The organism is Pseudomonas sp. zfem003, assembly GCF_032621675.1.
Classification (GTDB): Bacteria; Pseudomonadota; Gammaproteobacteria; order Pseudomonadales; family Pseudomonadaceae; genus Metapseudomonas; species Metapseudomonas otitidis.
Map to the genome: position 1 here is coordinate 482,476 of NZ_JAVYJG010000005.1, position 23,330 is coordinate 505,805.

The window sequence follows — 23,330 nt, forward strand, 5'->3', positions numbered from 1 at the left end:
GAGGCAGCGTGAAAGCATTGCAAGGCATTGAAGGCCGCGTGGAGTGGGCAGAGCGCACGGTTCCGAGCTGTGATGTGGGCCAGGTCCGAATCCGTGTCGCCGCGGCAGGTTTGAACCGTGCCGACCTGCTCCAGGCAGCGGGTCATTACCCCCCACCGCCGGGGGCCAGTGACGTGATCGGGCTGGAGTGTTCCGGGGTGATCACCGAGGTCGGTCCCGGGTGCGCCTGGGAGGTTGGTGACCGGGTCTGTGCACTGCTCGCGGGCGGTGGCATGGCCGAGGAGGTGGTGGTGGATGCCCGCCACGCGCTGCCGGTGCCGGAGGGGCTGTCCCTGGCCGAGGCGGCCGCTGTGCCCGAGGTGTATGCCACCGCCTGGCTCAACCTGTTCCAGCTCGCCGCGCTCGGCCCGGGTGAGAAGGTGCTGCTGCACGCGGGCGCCAGCGGCGTCGGCTCGGCGGCCATCCAGTTGTGCAAGGCGTTCGGCAACCCGGTCTGGGTCAGCGTGGGTTCGGCTGAACGGCTGGCTTATTGTGTGGGCCTGGGTGCCCAGGGCGGCGCGTTGCGGGGTGATGACCTGCAGGGCCTCAAGGATTTCGGTCCGTTCGACGTGATCCTCGATCCGGTCGGCGGCAACTATGCCGCGCTGAACCTCGACCTGCTGGCCCGCGACGGCCGCTGGGTCAACATCGGCCTCATGGGCGGCCGCAAGGCCGAGCTGGACATGGCCCAGGTGCTGGGCAAGCGCATCCAGCTCATCGGCTCCACCCTGCGCAACCGCGACGACGCCTTCAAGGCCGACCTGCTGCGCGATCTGCACCAGCAGGTCTGGCCGCTGTTCACCGAGGGGCGTGTGAAGCCGCAGCTGGAAAAGGCCTTCGCGGCGGCCGACGTCCAGCTCGCATTCGACACGCTCGCCGGCAACCAGGTAGCCGGCAAGCTGGTGGTCATACTGGACGAGAGCCTGTCGTGATGGTCTGATCGTCGGCCGTTCATCGGCGAATTCTCGGCGCAGACGGCCTCGCCAACGCCTACTGAATCGCTGCAGGCCCCGTAGTCACTGGCCTGCAGCATTGATTTAGTAAACCAATGATGGCGATGCTCTCAATCAATAAGCTCTTTACCGAGTAACCGCCTAGTATTCGTCGGGTAGATTTTTCAACCCACCCTTCACCCATGGAAAAGAGGTCTAACTGGATGTCTCTGATCAATACCTCCGTACAACCCTTCAAGGTCAACGCTTTCCACAATGGCAAGTTCATTGAGGTCACCGAAGAGTCCCTCAAGGGCAAGTGGTCGGTCCTGATCTTCATGCCGGCAGCCTTCACCTTCAACTGCCCGACCGAGATCGAAGACGCCGCCAACAACTACGCCGAGTTCCAGAAGGCCGGTGCCGAGGTCTACATCGTGACCACCGACACCCACTTCTCCCACAAGGTGTGGCACGAAACCTCCCCGGCGGTCGGCAAGGCTCAGTTCCCGCTGATCGGCGACCCGACCCACCAGCTGACCAACGCCTTCGGCGTGCACATTCCGGAAGAAGGCCTGGCCTTGCGCGGCACCTTCGTGATCAACCCGGAAGGCGTCATCAAGACCGTCGAGATCCACTCCAACGAGATCGCCCGTGACGTGTCCGAGACCCTGCGCAAGCTGAAAGCTGCCCAGTACACCGCTGCCCACCCGGGCGAAGTGTGCCCGGCCAAGTGGAAGGAAGGCGCCGCTACCCTGGCCCCGTCCCTGGACCTGGTCGGCAAGATCTAAGTCACGCAATACCCTTCCCCCGGTGGCCGGCCGACCGGCTGGCCACCCTGCACAAAGCCCGAATCCGAGCGAGCAGGGCGGACGCGTCAGCGTCCGCCGCGGGGACCCCTTACGCCCGAAATACCCAAGGAGTCAGTCATGTTGGACGCCAATCTTAAAACCCAGTTGAAGGCCTACCTGGAAAAGGTCACCCAGCCGTTCGAGATCGTCGCGTCCCTCGATGACAGCGACAAATCCCGCGAGCTGCGTGAACTCCTGCAGGAAATCGTCGGCCTGACCGACAAGATCACCCTGCGCGAAGACGGCAACGACGCCCGCAAGCCCTCCTTCGCCCTGGAGCGCCCGGGTGCCGACATCAGCCTGCGCTTCGCCGGCATCCCCATGGGCCACGAGTTCACCTCCCTGGTCCTGGCCCTGCTCCAGGTCGGCGGCCACCCGTCCAAGCTGGACGCCGCCGTGATCGAGCAGATCAAGAACCTGGAAGGCGAATTCAACTTCGAAACCTACTTCTCGCTGTCCTGCCAGAACTGCCCCGACGTGGTGCAGGCGCTGAACCTGATGGCCGTGCTCAACCCCAACATCCGCAACGTGTCCATCGACGGCGCGCTGTTCCAGGACGAGGTCGAGCAGCGCCAAGTCATGTCCGTGCCCAGTATCTACCTGAACGGTGAGCTGTTCGCCCAGGGCCGCATGGGCGCGGAAGAAATTCTCGCCAAGATCGATACCGGCGCCGCCGCCCGCGACGCCGAGAAGCTCAGCGCCAAGGAGGCCTTCGACGTGCTGGTGGTGGGCGGTGGCCCGGCCGGTGCATCGGCCGCCATCTATGCCGCCCGCAAGGGCATCCGCACCGGCGTTGCCGCCGAGCGCTTCGGCGGCCAGGTGCTGGACACCATGGCCATCGAGAACTTCATCTCCGTCCCGGAGACCGAAGGCCCGAAACTGGCCCGTGCGCTGGAAGAGCACGTCAAGCACTACGACGTCGACATCATGAACCTGCAGCGTGCCAGCGCCCTGATCCCGGCCAAGGCCGAAGGTGGCCTGCACGAAGTGAAGTTCGAGAGCGGTGCCAGCCTCAAGGCCAAGACCGTGATCCTCGCCACCGGCGCCCGCTGGCGTGAAATGAACGTCCCCGGTGAGCAGGAATACCGCGGCCGTGGCGTCGCCTACTGCCCGCACTGCGACGGCCCGCTGTTCAAGGGCAAGCGCGTTGCGGTGATCGGCGGGGGCAACTCCGGTGTCGAGGCGGCCATCGACCTGGCCGGCATCGTCGCCCACGTCACCTTGATCGAGTTCGACAGCAAGCTGCGCGCCGACGCCGTGCTGCAGAAGAAGCTGCACAGCCTGCCCAACGTCGAGGTGATCACCAGTGCGCTGACCAGCGAAGTGAAGGGCGACGGCCAGAAGGTCACCGGCCTGACCTACAAGGACCGCACCAACGACGAGTTCAAGACCCTGGAGCTGGAAGGCATCTTCGTGCAGATCGGCCTGCTGCCCAACAGCGACTGGCTGAAAGGCACCGTTGAGCTCAGCCCCCGTGGCGAGATCATCGTCGACGCCCGTGGCGAGACCTCGCTGCCCGGCATCTTCGCCGCCGGCGACGTCACCACCGTGCCGTACAAGCAGATCGTCATCGCGGTTGGCGAGGGTGCCAAGGCCTCCCTCAGCGCCTTCGATCACCTGATCCGCAACTGATCGGTCGACGCTCCAGCCCAAAAGGCAGCCCTTGGGCTGCCTTTTTTGGTTAGTGCGAGTCGTCCATGCCGATGCCGGACGTGCTCCTTGGGATGATCCATGGGCAGCGATTATGCTCGGCGCTCTCTTACCGACACCACCGCACCCACCTTATCCAGGCCAATCGACAAGGAGTCCCCGTGAGCCTTCACATCCGCCCGGCCGTGAGCAGCGACGCCAGCCAGATCCTCACCTTCATCCTCGAACTGGCCCGCTATGAAAAGGCCGAGCACCAGGTGGTCGCCACCGTCCCGGACATCGAGCAGAGCCTGTTCGCCAGCGACTCGCCGGCCCAGGCGTTGATCTGCGAGGTGGAGGGGCAGCCCATCGGCTTCGCCGTCTACTACTTCGCCTATTCCACCTGGCTGGGCCGCAAGAGCCTGTACCTGGAAGACCTCTACGTCTCCCCCGAGCGCCGTGGCCTGGGTGCCGGCAAGGCGTTACTCGCGTACCTGGCTCGGGTGGCCTGCGAGAGCGGCTGCCGCCGCATGGAATGGATGGTGATGGAGTGGAACGAGCCCGCGCTGGCCTTCTATCGCCGCCTGGGCGCGGGCCCTCTGGAGGACCTGGTGCGCTATCGCCTCGCCGACGACGCACTCCAGGCCCTGGCTGAAACCCGCCCGGCCTGAAGCGGCCGTTCGGCGCCTCAGGCCGGGGTGCCGGCGCCGAAGACCCGGGCCAGGTGCGCCTGGTAGCGGGCCACGTCGCCGTCGATGTCCGGGCGCTTCATCACATCCACCGCGAGGAAGGTCGGCAGCGGCTGCATGCCGAGGAACTGGTTGGCCTTGTGGAAGGGGAAGTACACCGCGTCCACGCCCTTGGCTTCGAAGAAGTCGGTGGGGTCGTCGAAGGCCTGCCGGGGCGCATTCCAGGTGGCGGAGATCATGTAGCGCTTGCCGTGCAGAAGGCCGCCGCTGCCGTACTTCTGCGAGGCGTCCGAGCGGGTACGGCCATCGTTGGCGTAGAGGCTGCCATGGCCGGCGGTGAACACCTCGTCGATGTAGCGCTTCACCGTCCAGGGCGCGCCCATCCACCAACCCGGCATCTGCCAGACGATCACGTCGGCCCAGAGGAATTTCTGCACTTCCTCGGCGATGTCGTAGCCGCCGTCGATGAAGGTGGCCTGCACCTCGAATCCGGCGCGGTCGAGGAAGGCGAGGGCCGCCTCGTGCAGGGTCTGGTTGTAGCGGCCGTCGGAGTGGGCGAACTGCTTGCCGCCGTTGAGCAGGAGAATCTTTTTCATGGCCAGGGCCTCATGGGAGCGAAGAGTGGCCGGCAGCGTAGCGGGCGACAGGTGCGGGAAACACCGTCTCCCGCTCAAATCGCCTTTGCGTGAAAGTCATGAATCGGTCGCTGACCCGTGCGCTAGGCTGGTGCTCCCTTTCGACCCCGACGGAGTGCCCATGGCCGCGCCCTATGCCTTCATCCTTCATGCCCAGTTGCGCCCGGAGAAAGCCGATGACTTCGAGGCGCTGTTCCGCGCCTATGTCGAACCCAGCCGCGCCGAGGCCGGCTGCCTGGAGTACCACATGCTGCGGGATGCCCAGGACCCGACGCTGTTCATCTTCTTCGAGGTCTGGCGCTCGCGGGCGGATCTGGAGTTCCACGCCGCCTTGCCCCACATGCAGGCGTTCCACGCCAGGCGCATGGAGTACCTGGTGCGGGATTTCGAGATCCGCGAGGTGGCGGTGCTCAGCGAGGGGGAGAGGAGGGCGCGTTGAGGGGCGTGCGGGGGCTTCAGGTGTTCTGGGGGGGCGCTGGGACTTGGACGCCGCAGAGCTCCCGGACTGAAGTCCGGGCTACGTCCGGGCTACGGACTGGAACAAGCCGGGGCGGTCAGGCTTCCTGGGCGCGGTAGGCGCCGGGGGTGAGCCCCGTCCATTTCTTGAAGGCGCGGTGGAAGGCCGAGGGCTCGGAGAAGCCGAGCTGCTCGGCCAGGTCCTGGATGGACAGCTCGTCCCGCCCCAGGTGGTAGATCGCCAGGTCCCGGCGCAGATGGTCCTTCAGTTCCTGGAAGCTGGAGCCTTCTTCCCGCAGGTGGCGGCGCAGGGTCTGCGGGCTCATGTGCAGCTGCTGAGCGACCCGCTCCAGGTCCGGCCAGGTGCGGCAGTCGCGTCCCAGCAGGCGGCGGATCTGGCTGGTCAGGCTGTCGCCGCCATCCGGGCGGGCCAGCAGGTCGGCGGGGGAGTGTTCGAGGAAGTGCTTCAGCGTGCGCTCGTCCTGCAGCAGCGGCATGGCCAGGTAGCGTGCGTTGAACAGCAGGCTGGTACCCATCGCGCCGAAGCGGCGAGCGGTGGGGAAGAGCAGCTCGTACTCGGCCACGTGCTCCGGCTCGGCATAGGCGAAGGTGGCCTCCTCCAGGCGGATGCGCTGGCCGATCAGCCAACTGCCCAGGCGGTGCCAGATCACCAGTAGGCTCTCCACCAGGAAGTGGTCCGGGTCCCAGAGCATGCTGTCGTCCACGCTCAGGCGCACGCACTCGCCCTCGCGCTCCAGGCGGATCATCGGAGCCTCCGGGAACAACCCGTAGAACAGCGCGCCGCGCACCAGGGCTTTTTCCAGGGACCGGCAATGGATGATGGCGTGGCACATCATGGCGAAGGTGCCGCGCTTGCTGCGCTGCCGGCCGAAGCCCATGTACTCGTCGTCCAGCGCCTCCCACAGCAATTGCATCAGCCGGCTGAACTGCTCGGGCGCGACCCGTGCGCGGGGCTCCTCCAGGAGGGCCGGGTGGATCCCGGCCTGCCTGAGGAGGGCACTGCAGTCCAGGCCATGACGCGCCGGACCACGCAGGGCGGCACGGACGAAATGGCTGGCAATGGTGCGCTCGCGCATGGGGCGGATTCCCGGTCTGGAGGTGGCCGATGGTAGGGCGCTGCCGGAACGCGCCACAAGGGGCAGGGTGGCGGAAATCCCCCTGGCGGGAGGGCGGAAACCCGCCCTGAATCACCCGTCACGCAATCGGGTGGTGGGCTGGGCCCTTAGTGCCACAAGGGTTTGATGGACTGAGTGAAGTTGGCACAAGGGCTGCAAAAGGCAGCTGCCGTCCAATGGTTTGGGCCGCAGAACAAGAAAGCCTCCCGGCAAGGGAGGAGCCAGATACCCGGTGCTGCGGGTCCGTTACGGACCTGGTCCCCAGCGCCCGAGAGGAACTGCCATGACCCGTCAACCCCTCTACAAAAGCCTCTATGTCCAGGTGCTGGTGGCCATCGCCATCGGTATCCTCATCGGGCACTTCTACCCGCAGACCGGCGTAGCCCTGAAACCCCTGGGCGACAGCTTCGTCAAGCTGATCAAGATGGCCATCGCCCCGATCATCTTCTGCACCGTGGTGACCGGCATCGCCGGCATGCAGAGCATGAAGGCCGTGGGCAAGACCGGTGGCTACGCGCTGCTGTACTTCGAAGTCGTGTCCACCCTGGCCCTGATCATCGGCCTGGTGGTGGTCAACGTCGCCCAGCCCGGCGCCGGCATGCACGTCGACCCGACCACCCTGGACACCAAGGGCATCGCGGCCTACGCGGCGGCGGGCGAGAAGCAGTCCACCATCGACTTCCTGATGAACGTGATTCCGGGAACCGTGGTCGGCGCCTTCGCCAATGGCGACATCCTCCAGGTGCTGTTCTTCTCCGTGCTGTTCGGCTACGCCCTGCACCGCCTGGGTGACTACGGCCGCCCGGTGTTCGAGTTCATCGAGCGCATCTCCCAGGTGATGTTCAACATCATCAACGTGATCATGAAGGTCGCGCCCATCGGTGCCTTCGGTGCCATGGCCTTCACCATCGGCGCCTACGGTGTGGGCTCGCTGGTGCAGCTCGGCCAACTGATGGCCTGCTTCTACATCACCTGCCTGCTGTTCGTGCTCATCGTCCTGGGCGGCATCGCCCGTGCCCATGGCTTCAGCATCCTCAAGTTCATCAAGTACATCCGCGAAGAACTGCTGATCGTGCTGGGCACCTCCTCCTCCGAGTCCGCCCTGCCGCGCATGATCGACAAGCTGCAGAAACTGGGCGCCGACAAGTCCGTCGTTGGCCTGGTGATCCCCACCGGCTACTCCTTCAACCTCGACGGCACCTCCATCTACCTGACCATGGCCGCGGTGTTCATCGCCCAGGCCACCGACACCCCGATGGACATCACCCACCAGATCACCCTGCTGCTGGTGCTGCTGATCGCTTCCAAGGGCGCTGCCGGCGTCACCGGCAGTGGCTTCATCGTCCTCGCCGCCACCCTCTCCGCCGTCGGCCACCTGCCGGTCGCCGGCCTGGCGCTGATCCTTGGCATCGACCGCTTCATGTCCGAAGCCCGTGCCCTGACCAACCTGGTTGGCAACGGCGTCGCCACCCTGGTGGTGGCCAAGTGGTGCAAGCAGCTGGACACCGACACCCTGAACCGCGAGCTGGCCGGCAACGGTTCGACGGCTGTGGACGTTGCCAGTGCGGGTGACGCCCAGCGCGCCTGATAGCGTTTCAACGGTTTCTCCTCCCTCCCCACGGGGAGGAGCCTTTCCAGGCCCGTCTCAGGACGGGCTTTTTTATGCCCGGAAGCCCACACCGCCTCCAAGAGCGCATCGGTCAATCCACCCTGAGCGCTTGCGTCATTGAGCGGCCATTCGGCCGACGCCTACCCTGCGGGACGATTCCAACAGTGGGGACCCCGCATGCAACGCCAGCACTTCGAGACCGAGCACAACCTGTTCCGCGACGCCTTCAGTGCCTTCCTGCAGAAGGAAGTGGTGCCGCACCAGGACGAATGGGAGGCCGCCGGGGTGGTGGACCGCAGCGTGTGGAAGAAGGCAGGGGAAATGGGGTTCCTGCTGCCTTGGGCGGACGAGACGTACGGCGGGGCGGGGCTCAAGGACTTCCGCTACGAACAGATCATGTGTGAGGAACTGGCGGCCATCAACGAGCCCGGTTTCATGATCCCGCTGCACTCCGCCCTGTGTGGCCCGTACATCGCCGAGTACGGCAGCGAGGAGCAGAAGGCCCGCCTGCTGCCGGGGATCATTCGCGGCGAGATCATCCTCGCCGTGGCGATGACCGAGCCGTCCGCCGGCTCCGACCTGGCCGGCATGCGCACCACCGCCGTGGACAAGGGCGACCACTACGAGCTGAACGGCTCCAAGGTGTTCATCTCCAACGGCCTGCTGGCCGACGTGGTGATAGTCGCCGCCAAGACCGATCCGGCGAACAAGCACGCCATGGGCCTGTTCCTGGTGGAGCGGGGCATGGAGGGCTTCGAGCGCGGGCGCAACCTGAAGAAGCTGGGCATGAAGAGCCAGGACACCGCCGAGCTGTTCTTCAACAACGTCAAGGTGCCCAAGGCCAACCTGCTGGGCGATGCCAAGGGCGGCTTCTTCTACCTGATGAACATGCTCGCCCAGGAGCGCCTGACCAACGCCTGCGGCGCGGTGGCTGGTGCCGAAGCGGCGCTGCAGACCACCCTCGACTACGTGAAGGAGCGCAAGGCCTTCGATCGGCCCGTGTCCCACTTCCAGAACACCCGTTTCAAACTGGCCGAGATGCGCACCCAGATCGACGTTGCCCAGGTGTTCACCGACCGCTGCGTGATGGACCACAACCAGAAGAAGCTCACCCCCGAGGTGGCCGCCGAGGCCAAGCTGTTCACCACCGAACTGCTGTGCAAGGTGGTGGATGAAGGCGTGCAGCTGCACGGCGGCTGGGGCTACATGTGGGAGTACCCGATCTGCAAGATGTACGCGAACGCGCGCATCCAGCGCATCTTCGCCGGCACCTCGGAAATCATGAAGGAGATCATCAGCCGCGGGATGAAGCTCTGAGCCCTGTCCCGGCTGCCACCGCCATGCCTGACGGCCAGGAGGCCATTGCCATGAATGCCACTGCTTCCCCGGGTGCCATCGACGCCTGGGCCCAACCCGCCAACGGCCGCGCACGGCAGTTGCTGCCGGAGGTGGTGCGGTTGTTCGAGAAGTCCGGCTCTGCGCACCTGCTGGACCAGCCCCTGACCCCGGCGCAGACCGTGGCGGCCATGGACGAGGCCGGGGTGGACAAACTGATGCTGGCAGCCTGGTGCCGGCCGGAAGGGTGGGTCTTCGACAACGACCTGGTGGCCGAGTACACCCGTGCCTTCCCTGACCGCTTCGTCGGGGTCGCCACTGTGGACCTGGCGCGCCCCATGGCGGCCCTGCGCGAGCTGGAGCGGGCGGTGCAGGAGCTGGGCTGCAAGGCGCTGCGCATCGTGCCCTGGCTTTGGAAGCTGCCGCCCAACCACCGGCTCTACTACCCGCTGTACGCCAAGTGCATCGAGCTGGACATTCCCTTCTGCACCCAGGTTGGCCACACCGGGCCGCTGATGCCTTCGGAGACCGGACGGCCGGTGCCCTACCTGGACGAGGTGGCGCTGGACTTCCCCGAGCTGCGCATCGTCGCCGGGCACATCGGCCATCCCTGGACAGAGGAGATGATCGGGCTGGCCTGGAAGCACGACAACGTCTTCATCGACACCTCCGCCTACCTGCCGCGCTACTACCCCCAGGCGCTGCTGCACTACATGGCCAGCTACGGGCGGGACAAGGTGCTGTTCGGCAGCAACTTCCCGCAGCTGTCGTTGCAGCAGTGCATGGAGCAGGTCCGCGCCCTGGGGCTCAGGCCGGAGGTGGAAGCCGCCTTCCTGCAGGGCAATGCCCGGCGGGTGTTCCGCCTCTGAATCGCGCGGCCGGGAGGGCCGCCTGGCACCAGCCTCCACCACAACGACAAGCACAAGGGGGACGGGATGACTGACGCACTGCCACTGCAACAACTGGCCCACTGGGTCACCACCACGCCGGACCGGGTCTGGCTGCGCCAGCCGGTGGCGCGCCACTGGCGCACGCTCACCTGGCGTCAGGCCGACGACCAGGCCCGGCGCTTGGCCAGCGCCTTGCGCGCCCTGGGCTGCGAACCGGGGGACCGCGTCGCGATCCTGGCGAAGAACTGCGCCGAGTGGGTGCTGAGCGACCTGGCGATCATGCTTGCCGGGCTGGTCAGCGTGCCGCTCTACCCGCTGCAGTCGGCCGAAAGCATCGGCTACGTGCTGCGCCATGCCGGCTGCAAGGTGATCATCCTCGGCAAGCTGGACGACCCCGAGCGTCTGGCGCCGGGTCTGCCCGAGGCGCTGGCGCGCATCGCCATGCCCTATCCGACCCTGCCGGCCGAGCACGCCTGGGACGACCTGCTGCGTCGCCATCCGCCCCTGGAGGACGCCCACTGGCAGCAGCCCGACGACCTGCTGAGCATCCTCTACACCTCCGGCACCACCGGCCAGCCCAAGGGGGTGATGCACAGGGCCCGGGCCTTTGCCTTCGCTTCCAGCCGCTCGGTACGGGAAATGGGCCTGGGGCCGGAGGAGCAGTTCGTTTCCTACCTGCCCCTGTCCCACGCGGCCGAACGCTTCCTGGTGGAGAGCAACAGCCTGTACAGCGGGGGCAGCATCGCCTTCGTCGAATCCCTGGAGACCTTCGCCGAGGACCTGCGGATCATCCGCCCCACGGTGTTCTTCTCGGTGCCGCGTCTGTGGACGCGCTTCCAGCAGGGCGTGCTGGAGAAGCTGCCCCAGGCGAAGCTGGAGCGCCTGCTGCGCCTCCCCCTGGTGGGCGGCCTGGTGGCCCGGCGCATCCGCCGAGCCCTCGGGCTGGACCGTGCGCGGGTGCTGGTGAGTGGCGCCGCACCGATCCCGGTGGCGCTGCTGAGCTGGTACCAGCGCCTGGGCATGACCATTTGCGAGGGCTACGGCATGACCGAGAACTTCGCCTACGGCAACTTCAACCGGCCCGGGCAGGTGCGCTTCGGCACGGTCGGCCGGGTCATGCCCGACAACCAGCTGCGCATCGCCGAGGACGGCGAGGTGCTCTATCGCAGTCCCAGCCTGATGACCGGCTATTACCGGGAACCGGAGAAAACTGCCGAGACCCTGCGTGATGGCTGGCTGCACACCGGCGACAAGGGCCAGGTGGACGAGGCGGGCTACCTGCGCATCACCGGGCGGGTGAAGGACATCTTCAAGACCAGCAAGGGCAAGTACGTGGCCCCGGCGCCCATCGAGGGTGAACTTTCCAAGAGCCACTGGGTGGAGCAGGTGTGCCTGATGGGCAGCGGCCTGGACCAGCCCCTGGCGCTGCTGGAGCTGAGCCCGGCAGCCCGTGCCGAGGCCCGGGAGCAGCTGGAGCGCGACCTGCTCTCGGTGCTGGAGCGGGTGAACGCTACGCTGTTGCCCCATGAGCGCATCCGCCACCTGGTGCTGGTGCGCGAACCCTGGACGGTGGACAACGGCTGCATGACGCCCACCATGAAGATCCGCCGCAACGTACTGGAAGACCGCTTCGCCGCGCTGGCCGCCGGGCTCGACCCGCAGCGGCCGTTGCATTGGGAATGAACCGAACCTGGGAGTCGCCATGAAAGGCCCGCTCGCGTCACTGAAGATCCTCGATTTCTCCACCCTGCTGCCGGGGCCCTTTGCCTCGCTGCTGCTGGCCGACATGGGCGCCGAGGTGCTGCGCGTCGAGTCCCCCACTCGCATGGACCTGGTGCGGGTGCTGCCACCCCATGACGGCGGGCAGTCCACCAGCCACGCCTACCTGAATCGCAACAAGCGCAGCATTGCGCTGGACCTGAAGCGACCCGAGGCGCTGGCGGTGATCCATCGCCTGGTGGCCGAGTACGACATCCTGCTGGAGCAGTTCCGCCCCGGTGTGATGGAGCGGCTGGGCCTCGGCTACGAGGCGCTGAGGGCGATCAACCCGCGGCTGATCTACGTCTCCATCACCGGCTACGGGCAGACCGGCCCCTACCGTGACCGTGCCGGGCACGACATCAACTACCTGGCCCTGGCCGGGGTGGCCAGCTACACCGGCCGCCGCGACATCGGCCCGTTGCCGCTGGGGGTGCAACTGGCAGATATCGGGGGTGGCTCGCTGCATGGTGCCCTGGGGTTGCTGGCGGCGGTGATCCACCGGCAGGCGACGGGGGAGGGGCAGCACGTGGACGTGAGCATGACCGACTGCGCCTTCAGCCTGAACGGCATGGCCGGCGCGGGCTACCTGGGGGCCGGGGTCGAGCCGGACATGGAGAACCAGGCGCTCAACGGCGGCAGCTTCTACGACTACTACCGCACCCGCGACGGCCGCTGGTTCTCCGTTGGCAGCCTGGAGCCGCAGTTCATGGAGGCGTTCTGCGCGGCCATCGGCCGGCCCGAGCTGGCGGCCCGTGGCCTGTCACCCCGCCCCGAGGACCAGCAGGCGCTCAAGCGTGCCATCGAGATCGAGTTCGAGAAGCGCGACTTCAGCGAGTGGCAACAGGTGTTCGCCGGCCTGGATGCCTGCGTGGAACCGATGCTGCCGCTCTCCGAAGCGGTGGAGCATCCGCAGATCCGCGCCCGTGAGCTGGTGGTGGAGGTCCCGCGCGAGGGGCAGCCGGCCCAGCGCCAGATGGCCTGCCCCATCCGTTTCTCGGCGGGGCTGCCGGCACCGCGCCACACGGGCGTGGCGCTGGGCGCGCACACCCGGGAGGTGCTGGTGGGCCTGGGGTACACCGAAGAGCAGATCGAGGCGCTGAAGGTTGCAGGTGTCACCGGGCCGGCGAAGCGCTGAGGCGCTGGCCGGCGAGGGGCGTCACTTCGCGCCGGGGAGGGCGGGGGGCTTGTCCAGAAGGGTGCGCAGGTACTGCACCACGTCGGCCGCACCGGCCAGGCGCAGGCCTTCGCCCAGGGCGGTGGCCTCGGGGTTGTCCTTGGGCAGCAGCAGGAACTCGGGGGCCTTGCCCTTGCGATTCTTCAGCAGGCTGAGGCGGGCGTAGGGAATGCCCTCGCTCATCAGCAGGGCCATGAACTCGGCGTGGCTCCAGGCCTCCACCGGCATCGACAACACGTGGTAGCGGCTGTCCAGCAGGTCCAGCCCGGCGGGGAGCAGGCGGTAGGTCACCAGGTCGGCCGGCAGCGTCACCTCCATCTGCCGGCGCCGAGCGTACACGACAGCCGCAGCGAAGGCCTCGGGGTGATGGCTGCCGTGCCAGAAGACCCGGTCGCCGTACCAGCTGGCCTGGTACAGGGCCAGCCGTTCACCGGCCAGGAAGCGAGGCAGCGGCTGGCTGATGGCCTTGACGAAATCCTTGTAGCTGATGATCCGCACGTTCTTGCAGGCGGGCGTGGCAGCGTACAGCTCGAAGCTGGGGCAGGACGGTTCCGGTTCGTCGTGGCCGTGGATCCCTTCCACCAGGCGCAGGTCGAAGGCGGACAGGTCGCGCCGTTCCTCCTCCACCAGATGCACCAGCACGGCGTGGGCCTGGGCCTTGTCTTCCTGCACCGGGCCGGAGAGTGCGTTGCGCGGCAGGTCCACCAGGCGTTGCAGCGGCGGACCGTTCTGCCACCAGATGTCCGGCTGCAGGGGGGAGAGCGGGGCGAAAGGCAGTTGCAGGCGGCTGGCGTGCTCCAGCACCTGGCGAGAAGCACGACCCACCAGGCCCAGGCGTTGAGCCAGGGCTGCCAGGCGGGACGACAGGGTGTTCGTTGGGGACTGCGGCGAACTCATGGCCAGACAAGGACTCCCGGATCACGAAGGGGAGTTTGGCAGAGGTCGCGGATGGCTGCACGGCTTTGACGGTAACGGCAGTGATACGCTGGCGCGGTACGCCGCACAGTGCCGGCAGGTTGGATCATTTCGACGAACAACGAGGAGGCCTCCATGCCCAGCCTGGTGCTGGATATCTCACTGACCGCGGACCAGTTCCTCGCGGTCTATCAGGGCCACGCCAATCGGGTGATGGTGCGTAGCCGGGACGGGCGCAAGGTTAGCTTACCTGCGCATCATCTGCGGCCTTTTCTGACCCACGAAGGCATCCGCGGTTCCTTCGAGCTGGTGTTCGACCCGGCCAGCGGCACCCTGGAGTCGTTGCGTCGCCTCGCCTGAGTCGGGTCCGACGGCTATAATCGCCGGCCCATCCCGCCGATCGAAAACCCGCCCATGTACACCCTGGCCCGCGAGCTGCTGTTCAAACTGTCCCCGGAAACCTCCCACGAGCTGTCCATCGACCTGATCGGGGCCGGCGGACGCCTGGGCCTGAACCGCCTGCTGACCAAGGCACCGGCCAGCCTCCCGGTGAAGGTGATGGGGCTTGAGTTCCCCAACCCCGTGGGCCTGGCTGCCGGCCTGGACAAGAACGGCGACGCCATTGACGGCTTCGCCCAGCTGGGCTTCGGCTTCGTCGAGATCGGCACCGTCACCCCCCGGCCGCAGCCGGGCAACCCCAAGCCGCGCCTGTTCCGCCTGCCCCAGGCCGAGGCGGTGATCAACCGCATGGGCTTCAACAACCACGGCGTCGACCACCTGCTGGCTCGGGTGCGTGCGGCCAAATACGACGGCGTGCTGGGCATCAACATCGGCAAGAACTTCGACACCCCGGTCGAGCGCGCCGTCGACGACTACCTGATCTGCCTGGACAAGGTCTACGCCCACGCCAGCTACGTGACGGTCAACGTCAGCTCACCTAACACCCCCGGCCTGCGCAGCCTGCAGTTCGGTGACTCGCTCAAGCAGTTGCTCGAAGCCCTGCGCCAGCGCCAGGAAGACCTCGCCGTGCAGCACGGCCGCCGCGTGCCACTGGCGATCAAGATCGCCCCGGACATGAGCGACGAGGAAACTGCCCTGGTGGCCAGCGCGCTGGTGGAGTCGGGCATGGATGCGGTGATCGCCACCAACACCACCCTGGGCCGCGAAGGCGTCGAGGGCCTGGAGCATGGTGACGAAGCCGGCGGCCTGTCGGGCGCGCCAGTGCGGGAGAAGAGCACCCACACCGTGAAGGTGCTGGCGGCGGAACTGGGCGGGCGCCTGCCGATCATCGCCGTGGGCGGGATCACCGAAGGCCGTCACGCCGCCGAGAAGATCGCCGCCGGCGCAAGCCTGGTGCAGATCTACTCGGGCTTCATCTACAAGGGGCCGGCGCTCATCCGTGAATCGGTGGACGCCATCGCCGCGCTGCCGGGATTCGGCAAGGGGCGCTGAAATGAAAAGGGCTCCCGCTTGGGAGCCCCTGGGCTTGCGCCCGCCGCCCGGATGGGGCGTGCTTGGTGAAATCGGTCAGGTCCGAGGTATCAGCCTACGGCGTGGAGTTGATTGAGTCGGTGAATGCCGGCCGTGCCGGTAAAGCCATCCCAGTGGTCGCCGCGGCCCTCCCGCCAGCCGTTGATCCAGGCTTGGCGAGTGGTGGGATGGGTGAAAGGACAAAGGTCGCGGGATTTGCCATGAATGCCGTGCTGATAACCGCGCAGGAATGCTCGTTCCATCGGATCACGCTTAAGTCTTCTCATAGGGTGTAGCCCTCATTTGTTGACTGTTATGTCCCATGGCCCGGGTGCCGGGCCTGGCAGGTCTGGCCTGCCTTCGGGGAGGCGCTGCCGGCGTGGCGCTCCCCTCGTCCGCTGCCGTTGCGGTAGCGGATTAAGCTGTGTTCTAACCCTTGCTCCGGGGCATTGGAATGATCGTTTTGTCATAAGGACGTAACGAACATGGGCTCCGGACCATAAGCCGGAGGGGCTGTTTTTCGCCCCTCGGCGCCCTGTGCCCCCTGTGGCGCGGCCTTGCGCGAAGTTGATGTCGAGGTGCCATGAAGGCCTCGCGCTTGAGAATGAGAATTCTCCAATCCGACGAAGGGACGTTCTGCGACCTTCAGTCACATAATTCTTCGAGGTGTGGAGACATTTCCGCGCCGTTGATCAGCCGAAAGGCACTGGAACTAGCATGTCGGACCGTTACGAACTCTTCCTCACCTGCCCGAAAAGCCTGGAAGGGCTGTTGCTGGAGGAAGCCAGCCAGCTCGGCCTGGAGGAGCCCCGCGAGCAGGTCGCTGCCATTCGCGGCCACGGCAGCCTGGAAACGGCCTATCGGCTGTGCCTCTGGTCGCGCCTGGCCAACCGCGTGCTGCTGGTGCTCGCGCGCTTCCCGGTGAGCAATGCCGACGACCTCTACGAGGGCGTCAAGGCCGTGGACTGGCATGACCACCTGGCCGCCGACGGCAGCCTGGCCGTGGAGTTCAGCGGCCACGGCGCCGGCATCGACAACACCCACTTCGGCGCCCTCAAGGTGAAGGACGCCGTGGTCGACCGCCTGCGCACCAGCACCGGCCAGCGCCCCTCGGTGGACAAGCAGAACCCCGACGTGCGCCTGCACCTGCGCCTGGAGAAGGGCGAGGCGATCCTCTCCCTCGACCTCGCCGGCCACAGCCTGCACCAGCGCGGCTACCGCCTGCAGCAGGGCGCGGCGCCGCTGAAGGAGAACCTCGCCTCGGCGATCCTGATCCGCGCCGGCTGGCCGCGCATCGCTGCCGAGGGCGGCGCCCTGGCCGACCCCATGTGCGGTGTCGGCACCTTCCTGGTGGAGGCGGCGATGATGGCCGCCGACGTCGCCCCCAACCTCAAGCGCGAGCGCTGGGGCTTCTCCAACTGGCTCGGCCACGTACCGGCGATCTGGCGCAAGCTGCACGACGAGGCCCAGGCCCGTGCCGACGCCGGCCTGGCCCGCCCGCCGCTGTGGATCCGTGGCTACGAGGCCGACCCCCGGCTGATCCAGCCGGCCCGCAACAACATCGAGCGTGCCGGGCTGGGCGCCTGGGTGAAGATCTACCAGGGCGAACTGGCCACCTTCGAACCGCGCCCGGACCAGAACCAGAAGGGCCTGGTCATCAGCAACCCGCCCTACGGCGAACGCCTCGGTGACGAAGCCAGCCTGCTCTACCTCTACCAGAACCTCGGCGAGCGGCTGCGCCAGGCCTGCATGGGCTGGGAAGCCGCGGTATTCACCGGCGCGCCCGAGCTGGGCAAGCGCATGGGCATCCGCAGCCACAAGCAGTACGCCTTCTGGAACGGCGCGCTGCCCTGCAAGCTGCTGCTGATCAAGGTGCTGCCCGAGCAGTTCGTCACCGGCTCGCGCCGCCAGGATTCCACCGCCGAGGCAGAGCCGGGCGTGGCCCCGGCCGCAGAGCCGGCACGCCTGTCCGAGGGCGGGCAGATGTTCGCCAACCGCCTGCAGAAGAACCTCAAGCAGTTGGGCAAGTGGGCGCGCAAGGAAGGCATCCAGTGCTACCGCCTGTATGACGCCGACATGCCCGAGTACGCCCTGGCCGTCGACCTCTATGGTGACTGGGTGCACGTGCAGGAATACGCCCCGCCGCGCTCCATTGACCCGGAGAAGGCCCAGGCCCGCCTGCTGGACGCCCTTGCGGCGATTCCCCAGACCCTGCAGATCGACCCGTCCCGCGTGGTGGTCAAGCGCCGCGAGCGGCAGACCGGCACCCGCCAGTACGAGCGCCAGGGCGCCGAAGGGCGCTTCATGGAGGTGAACGAAGGTGGCGTGAAGCTGCTGGTCAACCTCACCGACTACCTGGACACCGGCCTGTTCCTCGACCACCGTCCCATGCGCCTGCGCATCCAGCGCGAGGCCGCGGGCAAGCGCTTCCTCAACCTGTTCTGCTACACCGCCACCGCCACCGTGCATGCCGCCAAGGGCGGTGCCCGCAGCACCACCAGCGTCGACCTCTCCAAGACCTACCTGGACTGGGCGCGGCGCAACCTCTCGCTGAACGGCTTCTCCGACAAGCAACGGCTGCAGCAGGGCGATGTGATGGCCTGGCTGGAGGAGGATCGCGGCGAGTACGACCTGATCTTCATCGACCCGCCGACCTTCTCCAACTCCAAGCGCATGGAAGGGGTGTTCGACGTCCAGCGCGACCACGTGCACCTGCTCGACCTGGCCATGGCCCGCCTGGCGCCTGGCGGGGTGCTCTACTTCTCCAACAACTTCCGCAAGTTCCAGCTGGATGAAGCCCTGGGCGCCCGTTACCAGGTCAGCGAGATCAGCGCCGAAACCATCGACCCGGACTTCGCCCGCAACGGCAAGATCCACCGAGCCTGGCGCCTGACCGCCCGTTGAGCACCGTCCGTCCCCGCCCGTAAGGGCGGGGCGGAACTTTTCCCGACGGCGCTAGGCAAAATGCCAGCATCCCGCTAGGTTTGTGATCACAGGGACGTCTTTTCCATCACGAACCGAGGCTCGAGCATGGCTACGCCTGCCCAGTCAATCACGTCCCCTTCCTTCCCCGCAGGCAACCGCGGTCTGCTCCTGCTCATCTGCGTACTGGTGATCGGTATCGGCCTGGGGTTCACCGTCCTGCTTGGTCGAGCCGTGCACGACTCCGAGGAGCACCAGCTGCGGGAGCGCTTCGCCCAGGTCGCCAACGAGCGCATCAGCCGGGTCGAGGAGCGCCTCAACGGGCAACTCAAGGAGCTGGATGCGCTGCAGCGTTTCGTCGCCAACTCGCCCCGCCTCGACCTGCAGCGCTACCGGCGCTTCGTCGAGCCGATGCTGCTGGACACGCTGGCGTACTACTGGGTACCGCGGGTGGACGCCGGCCAGCGTGACCGCTACGAGAGCACGGCGCGCCACGAGGGATTGGCGGACTTCCGCATCCATGACCTGGAAGGGGCCAGCCCCGCCCGCGACTACTACCTGCCGCTCTTCTATGGAGCGGCCCGCCGCAACAGCGAGCTGCCCATCGGCCTGGACATGCGCGCCTTGCCCGAGCGCCAGGCCCTGCTGAACAAGGCCGAGGTGGAGCGGCAGGTGACGGTGTCCGGCCTGGTCCGGGTCTATGGCATGCCGGACAACATCCACGAAGGCGTCCTGATCGTCGCCCCGGTGCTTGGGCGGGCGGAGGAGCCACTGCCCGGTTTCGTCGTCGCCATCGTGAGCCTGCGCCAGGAGCTGGAAGACGGCCTGCCGAGCGAAATGCTCGCCAATATGCCCACGCGGCTCGACGACATCACCGACCCGGTTCGTCCGCAACGCCTCTACCAGAGCCATTCCGTCGCCGACGACAGCGAGCTGGTGCTGGAACGTACCCTGGCCTTCGGTGACCGGACCTACCGCCTTGAGGTACGGCCCAGCCCGAAGTTTCTCGCCGACAACCGCACCACCTCCTGGCACCTGGTGCTGGGCACCGGCATCGCCCTCAGCCTGATGCTGGGCGGCTACGTCCTGCTGCTCATCAGCCAGCGCCAGCGGGCCCTGCGCCTGGTGGCCGAGCGCACCGCCGAGCTGCGTCAGCGCGAGCTGCAGCTCAAGCTCAGCGAGGAGCGCTGGAGCTTCGCCCTGGACGGCGCCGGCCACGGCGTCTGGGACTGGGAGCCGGACAGCGGGCGGATGTTCTTCTCTCCGGCCTGGAAGACCATGCTCGGCTACCTGCCCGGCGAGCTGGAGGACAGCCTCGACACCGCGCTCGGGCTGCGTCACCCCGATGACCTGCAGGGCTCGCGGGAGGCGCTGCGGCGCTACCTGAACGGCGAGGTCGACGTCTACCGCAGCGAGCACCGCATGCGTCGCAAGGACGGCAGCTGGGCCTGGGTGCTGGAGCGCGGCCAGGTGGTGGAGATCAATGACGATGGCTCGCCGCTGCGGCTGATCGGCACCCAGACCGACATCAGCGAGAGCAAGGCGGTGGAGCTGCAACTGGCCCTGGCCAACGGCAACCTGCGCAGCCTGCTGGACGCGGCGACCGAGGTGTCGATCATCGCCACCGACCTGGAGGGCTACATCCTCCAGTACAACGCCGGTGCCGAGCGCATGTTCGGCTACAGCGCCGAGGAGATGCTCGGCACCCGTCCCCGCACCCTGCACCTGGAAAGCGAGGTGCGCGAGCGCTGCGCGGCCCTGGCCCAGCGCCTCGGCCGCCCGGTGCCCGACTTCCACCGCTATGTGGTGGAGGTGACTGCCGGGCGCTGCTACGACGAACACGAGTGGACCTACGTGCGCAAGGACGGCAGCCAGTTGATCGGCAACCTGATCCTCACCGAGGTGCGCAACGAGGCGGGCGAGTTGATCGGCTTCCTCGGCATTTCCACCGACATCACCGAGCGCAAGCGCGTCCAGCAGGCCCTGGAGGAACGCGACCGCCTGCTGGAGAAGCTCAGCGCGCGGGTACCGGGGGCGATCTACCAGTACCAGTTGATGCCCGATGGCTCCAGCCGTTTCCCCTACGTCAGCGCCGGCATCCACGACCTGGTGGAGATGAACGCACCCGAGGTCCGGCAGGATGGCGAGCGGGTGTTCCAGCGTGTGCACCCGGAAGACCTCGAACGGGTGCAGGGCAGCATCCTCGCCTCCGCCCAGACCCTGGAAACCTGGCGCGAGGACTTCCGTGTGCTCCTGCCGCAGAAGGGTGTGCGCTGGCTGCGCGGCGAATCGGTGCCCGAACGCATGCCCGACGGCAGCGTGCTCTGGCATGGCTACATCTCCGACATCACCGGCCACAAGCTGGTGGAGCAGGAGCTGCGCACCCTGTCCATCACCGACGCGCTCACCGGCGTCTACAACCGCCGGCACTTCCAGGAGCGCCTGGAGGTGGAGATCGCCCGCGCCCAGCGCAGCGAAGGGCCGCTGTCGGTGCTGATGTTCGACATCGACCACTTCAAGCAGGTCAACGACCGCTTCGGCCACGAAGCCGGCGACCGGGTGCTCAAGGCCATCTGCCAGCGGGTCGGCGAGCGGCTGCGCCGCATCGACGTGTTCTGCCGCCTGGGGGGCGAGGAGTTCATCGTCATCTGCCCCAACACCGGCGAGTCCCAGGTCCAGGTCCTGGCCGACGCGCTGTGGAACACGCTGTCGAAGGAGGCGTTGCCGGAGGTGGGCGTGGTCACTGCCAGCTTCGGGCTGGCCTGCTGGCGGGAGGGGGAACTGGCCGACGACCTGCTGCGGCGGGTCGACGAGGCGGTCTACGCCGCCAAGCAGGCCGGACGCAACCGCGTCTGCGTCGCGGCCTGAATGCGGCCCCGGGCGGGGCCGCCATTCAACTTCAGCGGGCGCCGCCCTTGGACTGGTGCAGGTCCAGCAGCACCTGATCGAGGATCGACGAGGCACCCCAGGGGCGCGGGTCGTTGAGGATCGCCACCACGGCCCAGGTGTTGCCCGCGCCGTCGCGGCTGAAGCCGGCAATGGCCCGCACGGTATTCAGCGTCCCGGTCTTGATGTGGGCTTCGCCTGCCATGGGGGTTCGGCGCAGGCGCTTGCGCATGGTGCCGTCCATCGCCACCAGCGGCAGCGAGGCGATGTACTCGGCGGCGTAGGGGCTCTGCCAGGCCGCGTGGAGGATGGTGGCCATCTCCCGCGCACTGACCCGCTCGTTGCGCGACAGGCCCGAGCCGTTCTCCATCACCAGATGCGGGGCGGTGATGCCCTTCTGTGCCAGCCACTTGCGGATGACCCGTTGCGCCGCCTTGGCGTCGTCGCCATCGGCGTCGGTGCGGAACTGCGCGCCGATGCTGAGGAACAGCTGCTGCGCCATGGTGTTGTTGCTGTACTTGTTGATGTCCCGAATGATCTCCACCAGGTCCGGGGAGAAGGCGCGGGCCAGCAGTTTGGCGTCCTTGGGCACGTCGGCCTGGCGGTCCTTGCCGAGGATCGAGCCGCCCAGCTCCTTCCAGATGGCGCGCACGGCACCGGCGGCGTAGGCCGGGTGGTCGAGGATCGACAGGTAGGTCTGGGCGCTGCAGCCTTCCGGCAGCTGGCCGGTGGCGATCACCGTGGTGCCGTCGAACTGGGTCACCGGGTTGTAGCGCACGTCGGGGAAGGCGGGGCAGGGCGCGGCCTTGGTCACCTTGATCTGGTTGTCCAGGCGGATGCTCTCGATGGGCGGCTCGGCCGCCAGGGTCACGCGGCCCCCATCGGCGCGGGCGACGAAGCGCAGGGCCTTGAGGTTGACCAGCAGCGAATCCGGGCCCACCAGGAAGGGCTTGTTGTCGTCGCCGCCGTCGTCGTTGAACGCCGGCAACTGCGGGTGGACGAAGCGGCTGCGGTCCAGCACCAGGTCACCGGTGACCTTCAGCACGCCGTTGGCGCGCAGGTCGCGCATCATCAGCCACAGCTTCTCCATGTTCAGCTTCGGGTCGCCACCGCCCTTGAGGTAGAGGTTGCCGTTGAGCACCCCGTCCTTGAGCGTGCCGTCGGTGTAGAACTCGGTCTTCCACTGGTAGGTGGGGCCCAGCAGCTCCAGGGCGGCGTAGGTGGTGATCAGCTTCATGGTGGAGGCCGGGTTCACCGACACGTCCGCATTGAAGATGGTCTGGGCGCCCGGGCCGGTCAGCGGCAGGGTCACCAGCGACAGGGAGGAGGGGGCGATCTTGTTCTTCTTCAGGGCCTGCTGGACCTTCGGCGTGAGGGTCGCATTGACCTGGACGGCCTGGGCCGGCAGGGCGAGGGGCAGGAGCAGGCCGGCGAAGGCGAGTGGGCGAAGGGTCTTGAACAGGGACATCAACGACGATCCTCCAGGCGGAGGCGGACAACGGGGTCATGCATGGCTGGGTGTTCCCGCGGTGGTTTGGGGAAAATGCGCGCATTATGCCGCAAGCAACCGCCGGGCGCAGGGCCCCATGCGGCACGGGCCAAGCGGCGCCGAACCTGCTAGAGTGCGCGCCTTGAAAACCTCTGAGGACTGCCTGATGGCCAAGAACCGCTCCCGTCGCCTGCGTAAGAAGCTCTGTGTGGATGAATTCCAGGAGCTGGGCTGCGAACTCAGCCTGACCTACAAGGAAGGCCTGGACCTCAACGCGCTGCAGGACTTCCTGGATGCCTTCATCGTCGAAGCCATCGATGGCAACGGCCTGGGCTACGTCGGTGGCGAAGACTACGGCTTCGTCTGCCTGGCCAAGCGTGGCTCGGTCAACGAAGAGCAGCGCACCGCCCTGGAAGCCTGGCTCAAGGGCCGCAGCGAACTGGCCGAGTTCAACCTCAGCCCGCTGGTCGACGTGTGGTACCCCGAGAACGCGATCAACGCCCAGTAAGCAGTTG

20 protein-coding genes are annotated in these 23,330 nt (G+C 67.1%); 15 read left to right on the forward strand and 5 right to left on the reverse strand.

Annotated elements, in window-relative coordinates:
• The first annotated feature begins 8 nt into the window (after positions 1-8).
• The 4 genes from RTK35_RS13865 to RTK35_RS13880 all read left to right on the forward strand — a co-directional run bounded on the left by RTK35_RS13865 (position 9) and on the right by RTK35_RS13880 (position 4,119).
• Positions 9-971 (forward strand): NAD(P)H-quinone oxidoreductase, encoded by a 963-nt coding sequence (locus RTK35_RS13865; protein WP_309042015.1) that lies wholly within the window; start codon positions 9-11, stop codon positions 969-971.
• A gap of 224 nt (positions 972-1,195) precedes the next feature.
• Entirely contained in the window at positions 1,196-1,759 is a 564-nt protein-coding gene (gene ahpC / locus RTK35_RS13870; protein WP_044406148.1) for an alkyl hydroperoxide reductase subunit C, read from the forward strand.
• 138 nt (positions 1,760-1,897) lie between these two features.
• Entirely contained in the window at positions 1,898-3,451 is a 1,554-nt protein-coding gene (gene ahpF / locus RTK35_RS13875) for an alkyl hydroperoxide reductase subunit F (protein WP_044406145.1), read from the forward strand.
• A 179-nt stretch (positions 3,452-3,630) separates the two neighbouring features.
• On the forward strand, positions 3,631-4,119 hold the full coding sequence (locus RTK35_RS13880) for a GNAT family N-acetyltransferase (protein ID WP_142011203.1): 489 nt from the start codon (positions 3,631-3,633) through the stop codon (positions 4,117-4,119).
• Between the two features lie 17 nt (positions 4,120-4,136).
• On the opposite strand, the gene RTK35_RS13885 is transcribed toward RTK35_RS13880, so the two are convergent.
• Complete coding sequence (locus RTK35_RS13885; RefSeq protein ID WP_316908243.1) at positions 4,137-4,733, reverse strand: NAD(P)H-dependent oxidoreductase; 597 nt, start codon at positions 4,731-4,733, stop codon at positions 4,137-4,139.
• 160 nt (positions 4,734-4,893) lie between these two features.
• Between RTK35_RS13885 and RTK35_RS13890 the strand changes: the two genes are divergently transcribed.
• Positions 4,894-5,211, forward strand: coding sequence for a putative quinol monooxygenase (locus RTK35_RS13890; protein WP_316908244.1), 318 nt, complete (start codon positions 4,894-4,896; stop codon positions 5,209-5,211).
• A 115-nt stretch (positions 5,212-5,326) separates the two neighbouring features.
• Here RTK35_RS13890 and RTK35_RS13895 read toward each other — a convergent pair whose 3' ends face one another.
• On the reverse strand, positions 5,327-6,325 hold the full coding sequence (locus tag RTK35_RS13895) for an AraC family transcriptional regulator (RefSeq protein ID WP_044406132.1): 999 nt from the start codon (positions 6,323-6,325) through the stop codon (positions 5,327-5,329).
• A gap of 322 nt (positions 6,326-6,647) precedes the next feature.
• Between RTK35_RS13895 and RTK35_RS13900 the strand changes: the two genes are divergently transcribed.
• The 5 genes from RTK35_RS13900 (at position 6,648) to RTK35_RS13920 (ending at position 13,094) form a co-directional block, all read left to right on the forward strand.
• Complete coding sequence (locus RTK35_RS13900) at positions 6,648-7,952, forward strand: dicarboxylate/amino acid:cation symporter (protein WP_044406129.1); 1,305 nt, start codon at positions 6,648-6,650, stop codon at positions 7,950-7,952.
• Positions 7,953-8,150: 198 nt separating this feature from the next.
• Entirely contained in the window at positions 8,151-9,290 is a 1,140-nt protein-coding gene (locus tag RTK35_RS13905; RefSeq protein ID WP_044406126.1) for an acyl-CoA dehydrogenase family protein, read from the forward strand.
• Between the two features lie 50 nt (positions 9,291-9,340).
• Positions 9,341-10,177 carry an amidohydrolase family protein gene (locus RTK35_RS13910; RefSeq protein WP_222901408.1) on the forward strand — a complete coding sequence of 279 codons (837 nt, stop codon included), beginning with the start codon at positions 9,341-9,343 and terminating at the stop codon, positions 10,175-10,177.
• Positions 10,178-10,243: 66 nt separating this feature from the next.
• Complete coding sequence (locus RTK35_RS13915) at positions 10,244-11,881, forward strand: AMP-binding protein (protein WP_316908245.1); 1,638 nt, start codon at positions 10,244-10,246, stop codon at positions 11,879-11,881.
• A 19-nt stretch (positions 11,882-11,900) separates the two neighbouring features.
• Positions 11,901-13,094 carry a CaiB/BaiF CoA-transferase family protein gene (locus RTK35_RS13920; protein WP_316908246.1) on the forward strand — a complete coding sequence of 398 codons (1,194 nt, stop codon included), beginning with the start codon at positions 11,901-11,903 and terminating at the stop codon, positions 13,092-13,094.
• A 21-nt stretch (positions 13,095-13,115) separates the two neighbouring features.
• Here the strand turns inward: RTK35_RS13920 and RTK35_RS13925 are convergent, their stop codons facing one another.
• Positions 13,116-14,030 carry a DUF6685 family protein gene (locus tag RTK35_RS13925; RefSeq protein ID WP_279862926.1) on the reverse strand — a complete coding sequence of 305 codons (915 nt, stop codon included), beginning with the start codon at positions 14,028-14,030 and terminating at the stop codon, positions 13,116-13,118.
• 153 nt (positions 14,031-14,183) lie between these two features.
• On the opposite strand from RTK35_RS13925, the gene RTK35_RS13930 reads away from it, so the two are divergent.
• Together RTK35_RS13930 and RTK35_RS13935 are read left to right on the forward strand one after the other, a co-directional pair.
• A complete protein-coding gene (locus RTK35_RS13930; RefSeq protein WP_044406117.1) occupies positions 14,184-14,408 on the forward strand; it encodes a DUF2835 domain-containing protein in 225 nt (74 codons plus the stop codon).
• Positions 14,409-14,462: 54 nt separating this feature from the next.
• The gene (locus tag RTK35_RS13935) at positions 14,463-15,500 is read left to right on the forward strand and encodes a quinone-dependent dihydroorotate dehydrogenase (RefSeq protein WP_069564861.1); all 1,038 of its coding nucleotides are present in this window, start codon (positions 14,463-14,465) and stop codon (positions 15,498-15,500) included.
• A gap of 89 nt (positions 15,501-15,589) precedes the next feature.
• Here the strand turns inward: RTK35_RS13935 and rmf are convergent, their stop codons facing one another.
• On the reverse strand, positions 15,590-15,805 hold the full coding sequence (gene rmf / locus RTK35_RS13940; protein ID WP_074968920.1) for a ribosome modulation factor: 216 nt from the start codon (positions 15,803-15,805) through the stop codon (positions 15,590-15,592).
• A 430-nt stretch (positions 15,806-16,235) separates the two neighbouring features.
• On the opposite strand from rmf, the gene rlmKL reads away from it, so the two are divergent.
• Positions 16,236-18,422 carry a bifunctional 23S rRNA (guanine(2069)-N(7))-methyltransferase RlmK/23S rRNA (guanine(2445)-N(2))-methyltransferase RlmL gene (rlmKL, locus tag RTK35_RS13945; protein ID WP_316908247.1) on the forward strand — a complete coding sequence of 729 codons (2,187 nt, stop codon included), beginning with the start codon at positions 16,236-16,238 and terminating at the stop codon, positions 18,420-18,422.
• Positions 18,423-18,548: 126 nt separating this feature from the next.
• Positions 18,549-21,308, forward strand: a complete 2,760-nt coding sequence (locus tag RTK35_RS13950; protein WP_074968916.1) for a diguanylate cyclase — start codon at positions 18,549-18,551, stop codon at positions 21,306-21,308.
• A gap of 31 nt (positions 21,309-21,339) precedes the next feature.
• On the opposite strand, the gene dacB is transcribed toward RTK35_RS13950, so the two are convergent.
• The gene (gene dacB, locus RTK35_RS13955; protein WP_074969251.1) at positions 21,340-22,788 is read right to left on the reverse strand and encodes a D-alanyl-D-alanine carboxypeptidase/D-alanyl-D-alanine-endopeptidase; all 1,449 of its coding nucleotides are present in this window, start codon (positions 22,786-22,788) and stop codon (positions 21,340-21,342) included.
• Positions 22,789-22,981: 193 nt separating this feature from the next.
• Here dacB and RTK35_RS13960 point away from each other — a divergent pair, with 193 nt between their 5' ends.
• The gene (locus RTK35_RS13960) at positions 22,982-23,323 is read left to right on the forward strand and encodes a YggL family protein (RefSeq protein ID WP_044406107.1); all 342 of its coding nucleotides are present in this window, start codon (positions 22,982-22,984) and stop codon (positions 23,321-23,323) included.
• The last annotated feature ends 7 nt before the right edge of the window (positions 23,324-23,330 follow it).

Excerpts from the sequence above, each read along its gene's own strand:
- RTK35_RS13920 (WP_316908246.1), top strand. The coding sequence starts at position 11,901 with ATGAAAGGCCCGCTCGCGTCACTGAAGATCCTCGATTTCTCCACCCTG.
- rlmKL (WP_316908247.1), top strand. The coding sequence starts at position 16,236 with ATGTCGGACCGTTACGAACTCTTCCTCACCTGCCCGAAAAGCCTGGAA.
- rmf (WP_074968920.1), bottom strand. The coding sequence starts at position 15,805 with ATGAGAAGACTTAAGCGTGATCCGATGGAACGAGCATTCCTGCGCGGT.
- RTK35_RS13930 (WP_044406117.1), top strand. The coding sequence starts at position 14,184 with ATGCCCAGCCTGGTGCTGGATATCTCACTGACCGCGGACCAGTTCCTC.
- RTK35_RS13925 (WP_279862926.1), bottom strand. The coding sequence starts at position 14,030 with ATGAGTTCGCCGCAGTCCCCAACGAACACCCTGTCGTCCCGCCTGGCA.
- RTK35_RS13950 (WP_074968916.1), top strand. The coding sequence starts at position 18,549 with ATGGCTACGCCTGCCCAGTCAATCACGTCCCCTTCCTTCCCCGCAGGC.
- RTK35_RS13885 (WP_316908243.1), bottom strand. The coding sequence starts at position 4,733 with ATGAAAAAGATTCTCCTGCTCAACGGCGGCAAGCAGTTCGCCCACTCC.
- RTK35_RS13905 (WP_044406126.1), top strand. The coding sequence starts at position 8,151 with ATGCAACGCCAGCACTTCGAGACCGAGCACAACCTGTTCCGCGACGCC.
- RTK35_RS13915 (WP_316908245.1), top strand. The coding sequence starts at position 10,244 with ATGACTGACGCACTGCCACTGCAACAACTGGCCCACTGGGTCACCACC.
- ahpF (WP_044406145.1), top strand. The coding sequence starts at position 1,898 with ATGTTGGACGCCAATCTTAAAACCCAGTTGAAGGCCTACCTGGAAAAG.
- RTK35_RS13910 (WP_222901408.1), top strand. The coding sequence starts at position 9,341 with ATGAATGCCACTGCTTCCCCGGGTGCCATCGACGCCTGGGCCCAACCC.
- RTK35_RS13900 (WP_044406129.1), top strand. The coding sequence starts at position 6,648 with ATGACCCGTCAACCCCTCTACAAAAGCCTCTATGTCCAGGTGCTGGTG.
- RTK35_RS13890 (WP_316908244.1), top strand. The coding sequence starts at position 4,894 with ATGGCCGCGCCCTATGCCTTCATCCTTCATGCCCAGTTGCGCCCGGAG.
- RTK35_RS13895 (WP_044406132.1), bottom strand. The coding sequence starts at position 6,325 with ATGCGCGAGCGCACCATTGCCAGCCATTTCGTCCGTGCCGCCCTGCGT.
- RTK35_RS13960 (WP_044406107.1), top strand. The coding sequence starts at position 22,982 with ATGGCCAAGAACCGCTCCCGTCGCCTGCGTAAGAAGCTCTGTGTGGAT.
- ahpC (WP_044406148.1), top strand. The coding sequence starts at position 1,196 with ATGTCTCTGATCAATACCTCCGTACAACCCTTCAAGGTCAACGCTTTC.
- RTK35_RS13935 (WP_069564861.1), top strand. The coding sequence starts at position 14,463 with ATGTACACCCTGGCCCGCGAGCTGCTGTTCAAACTGTCCCCGGAAACC.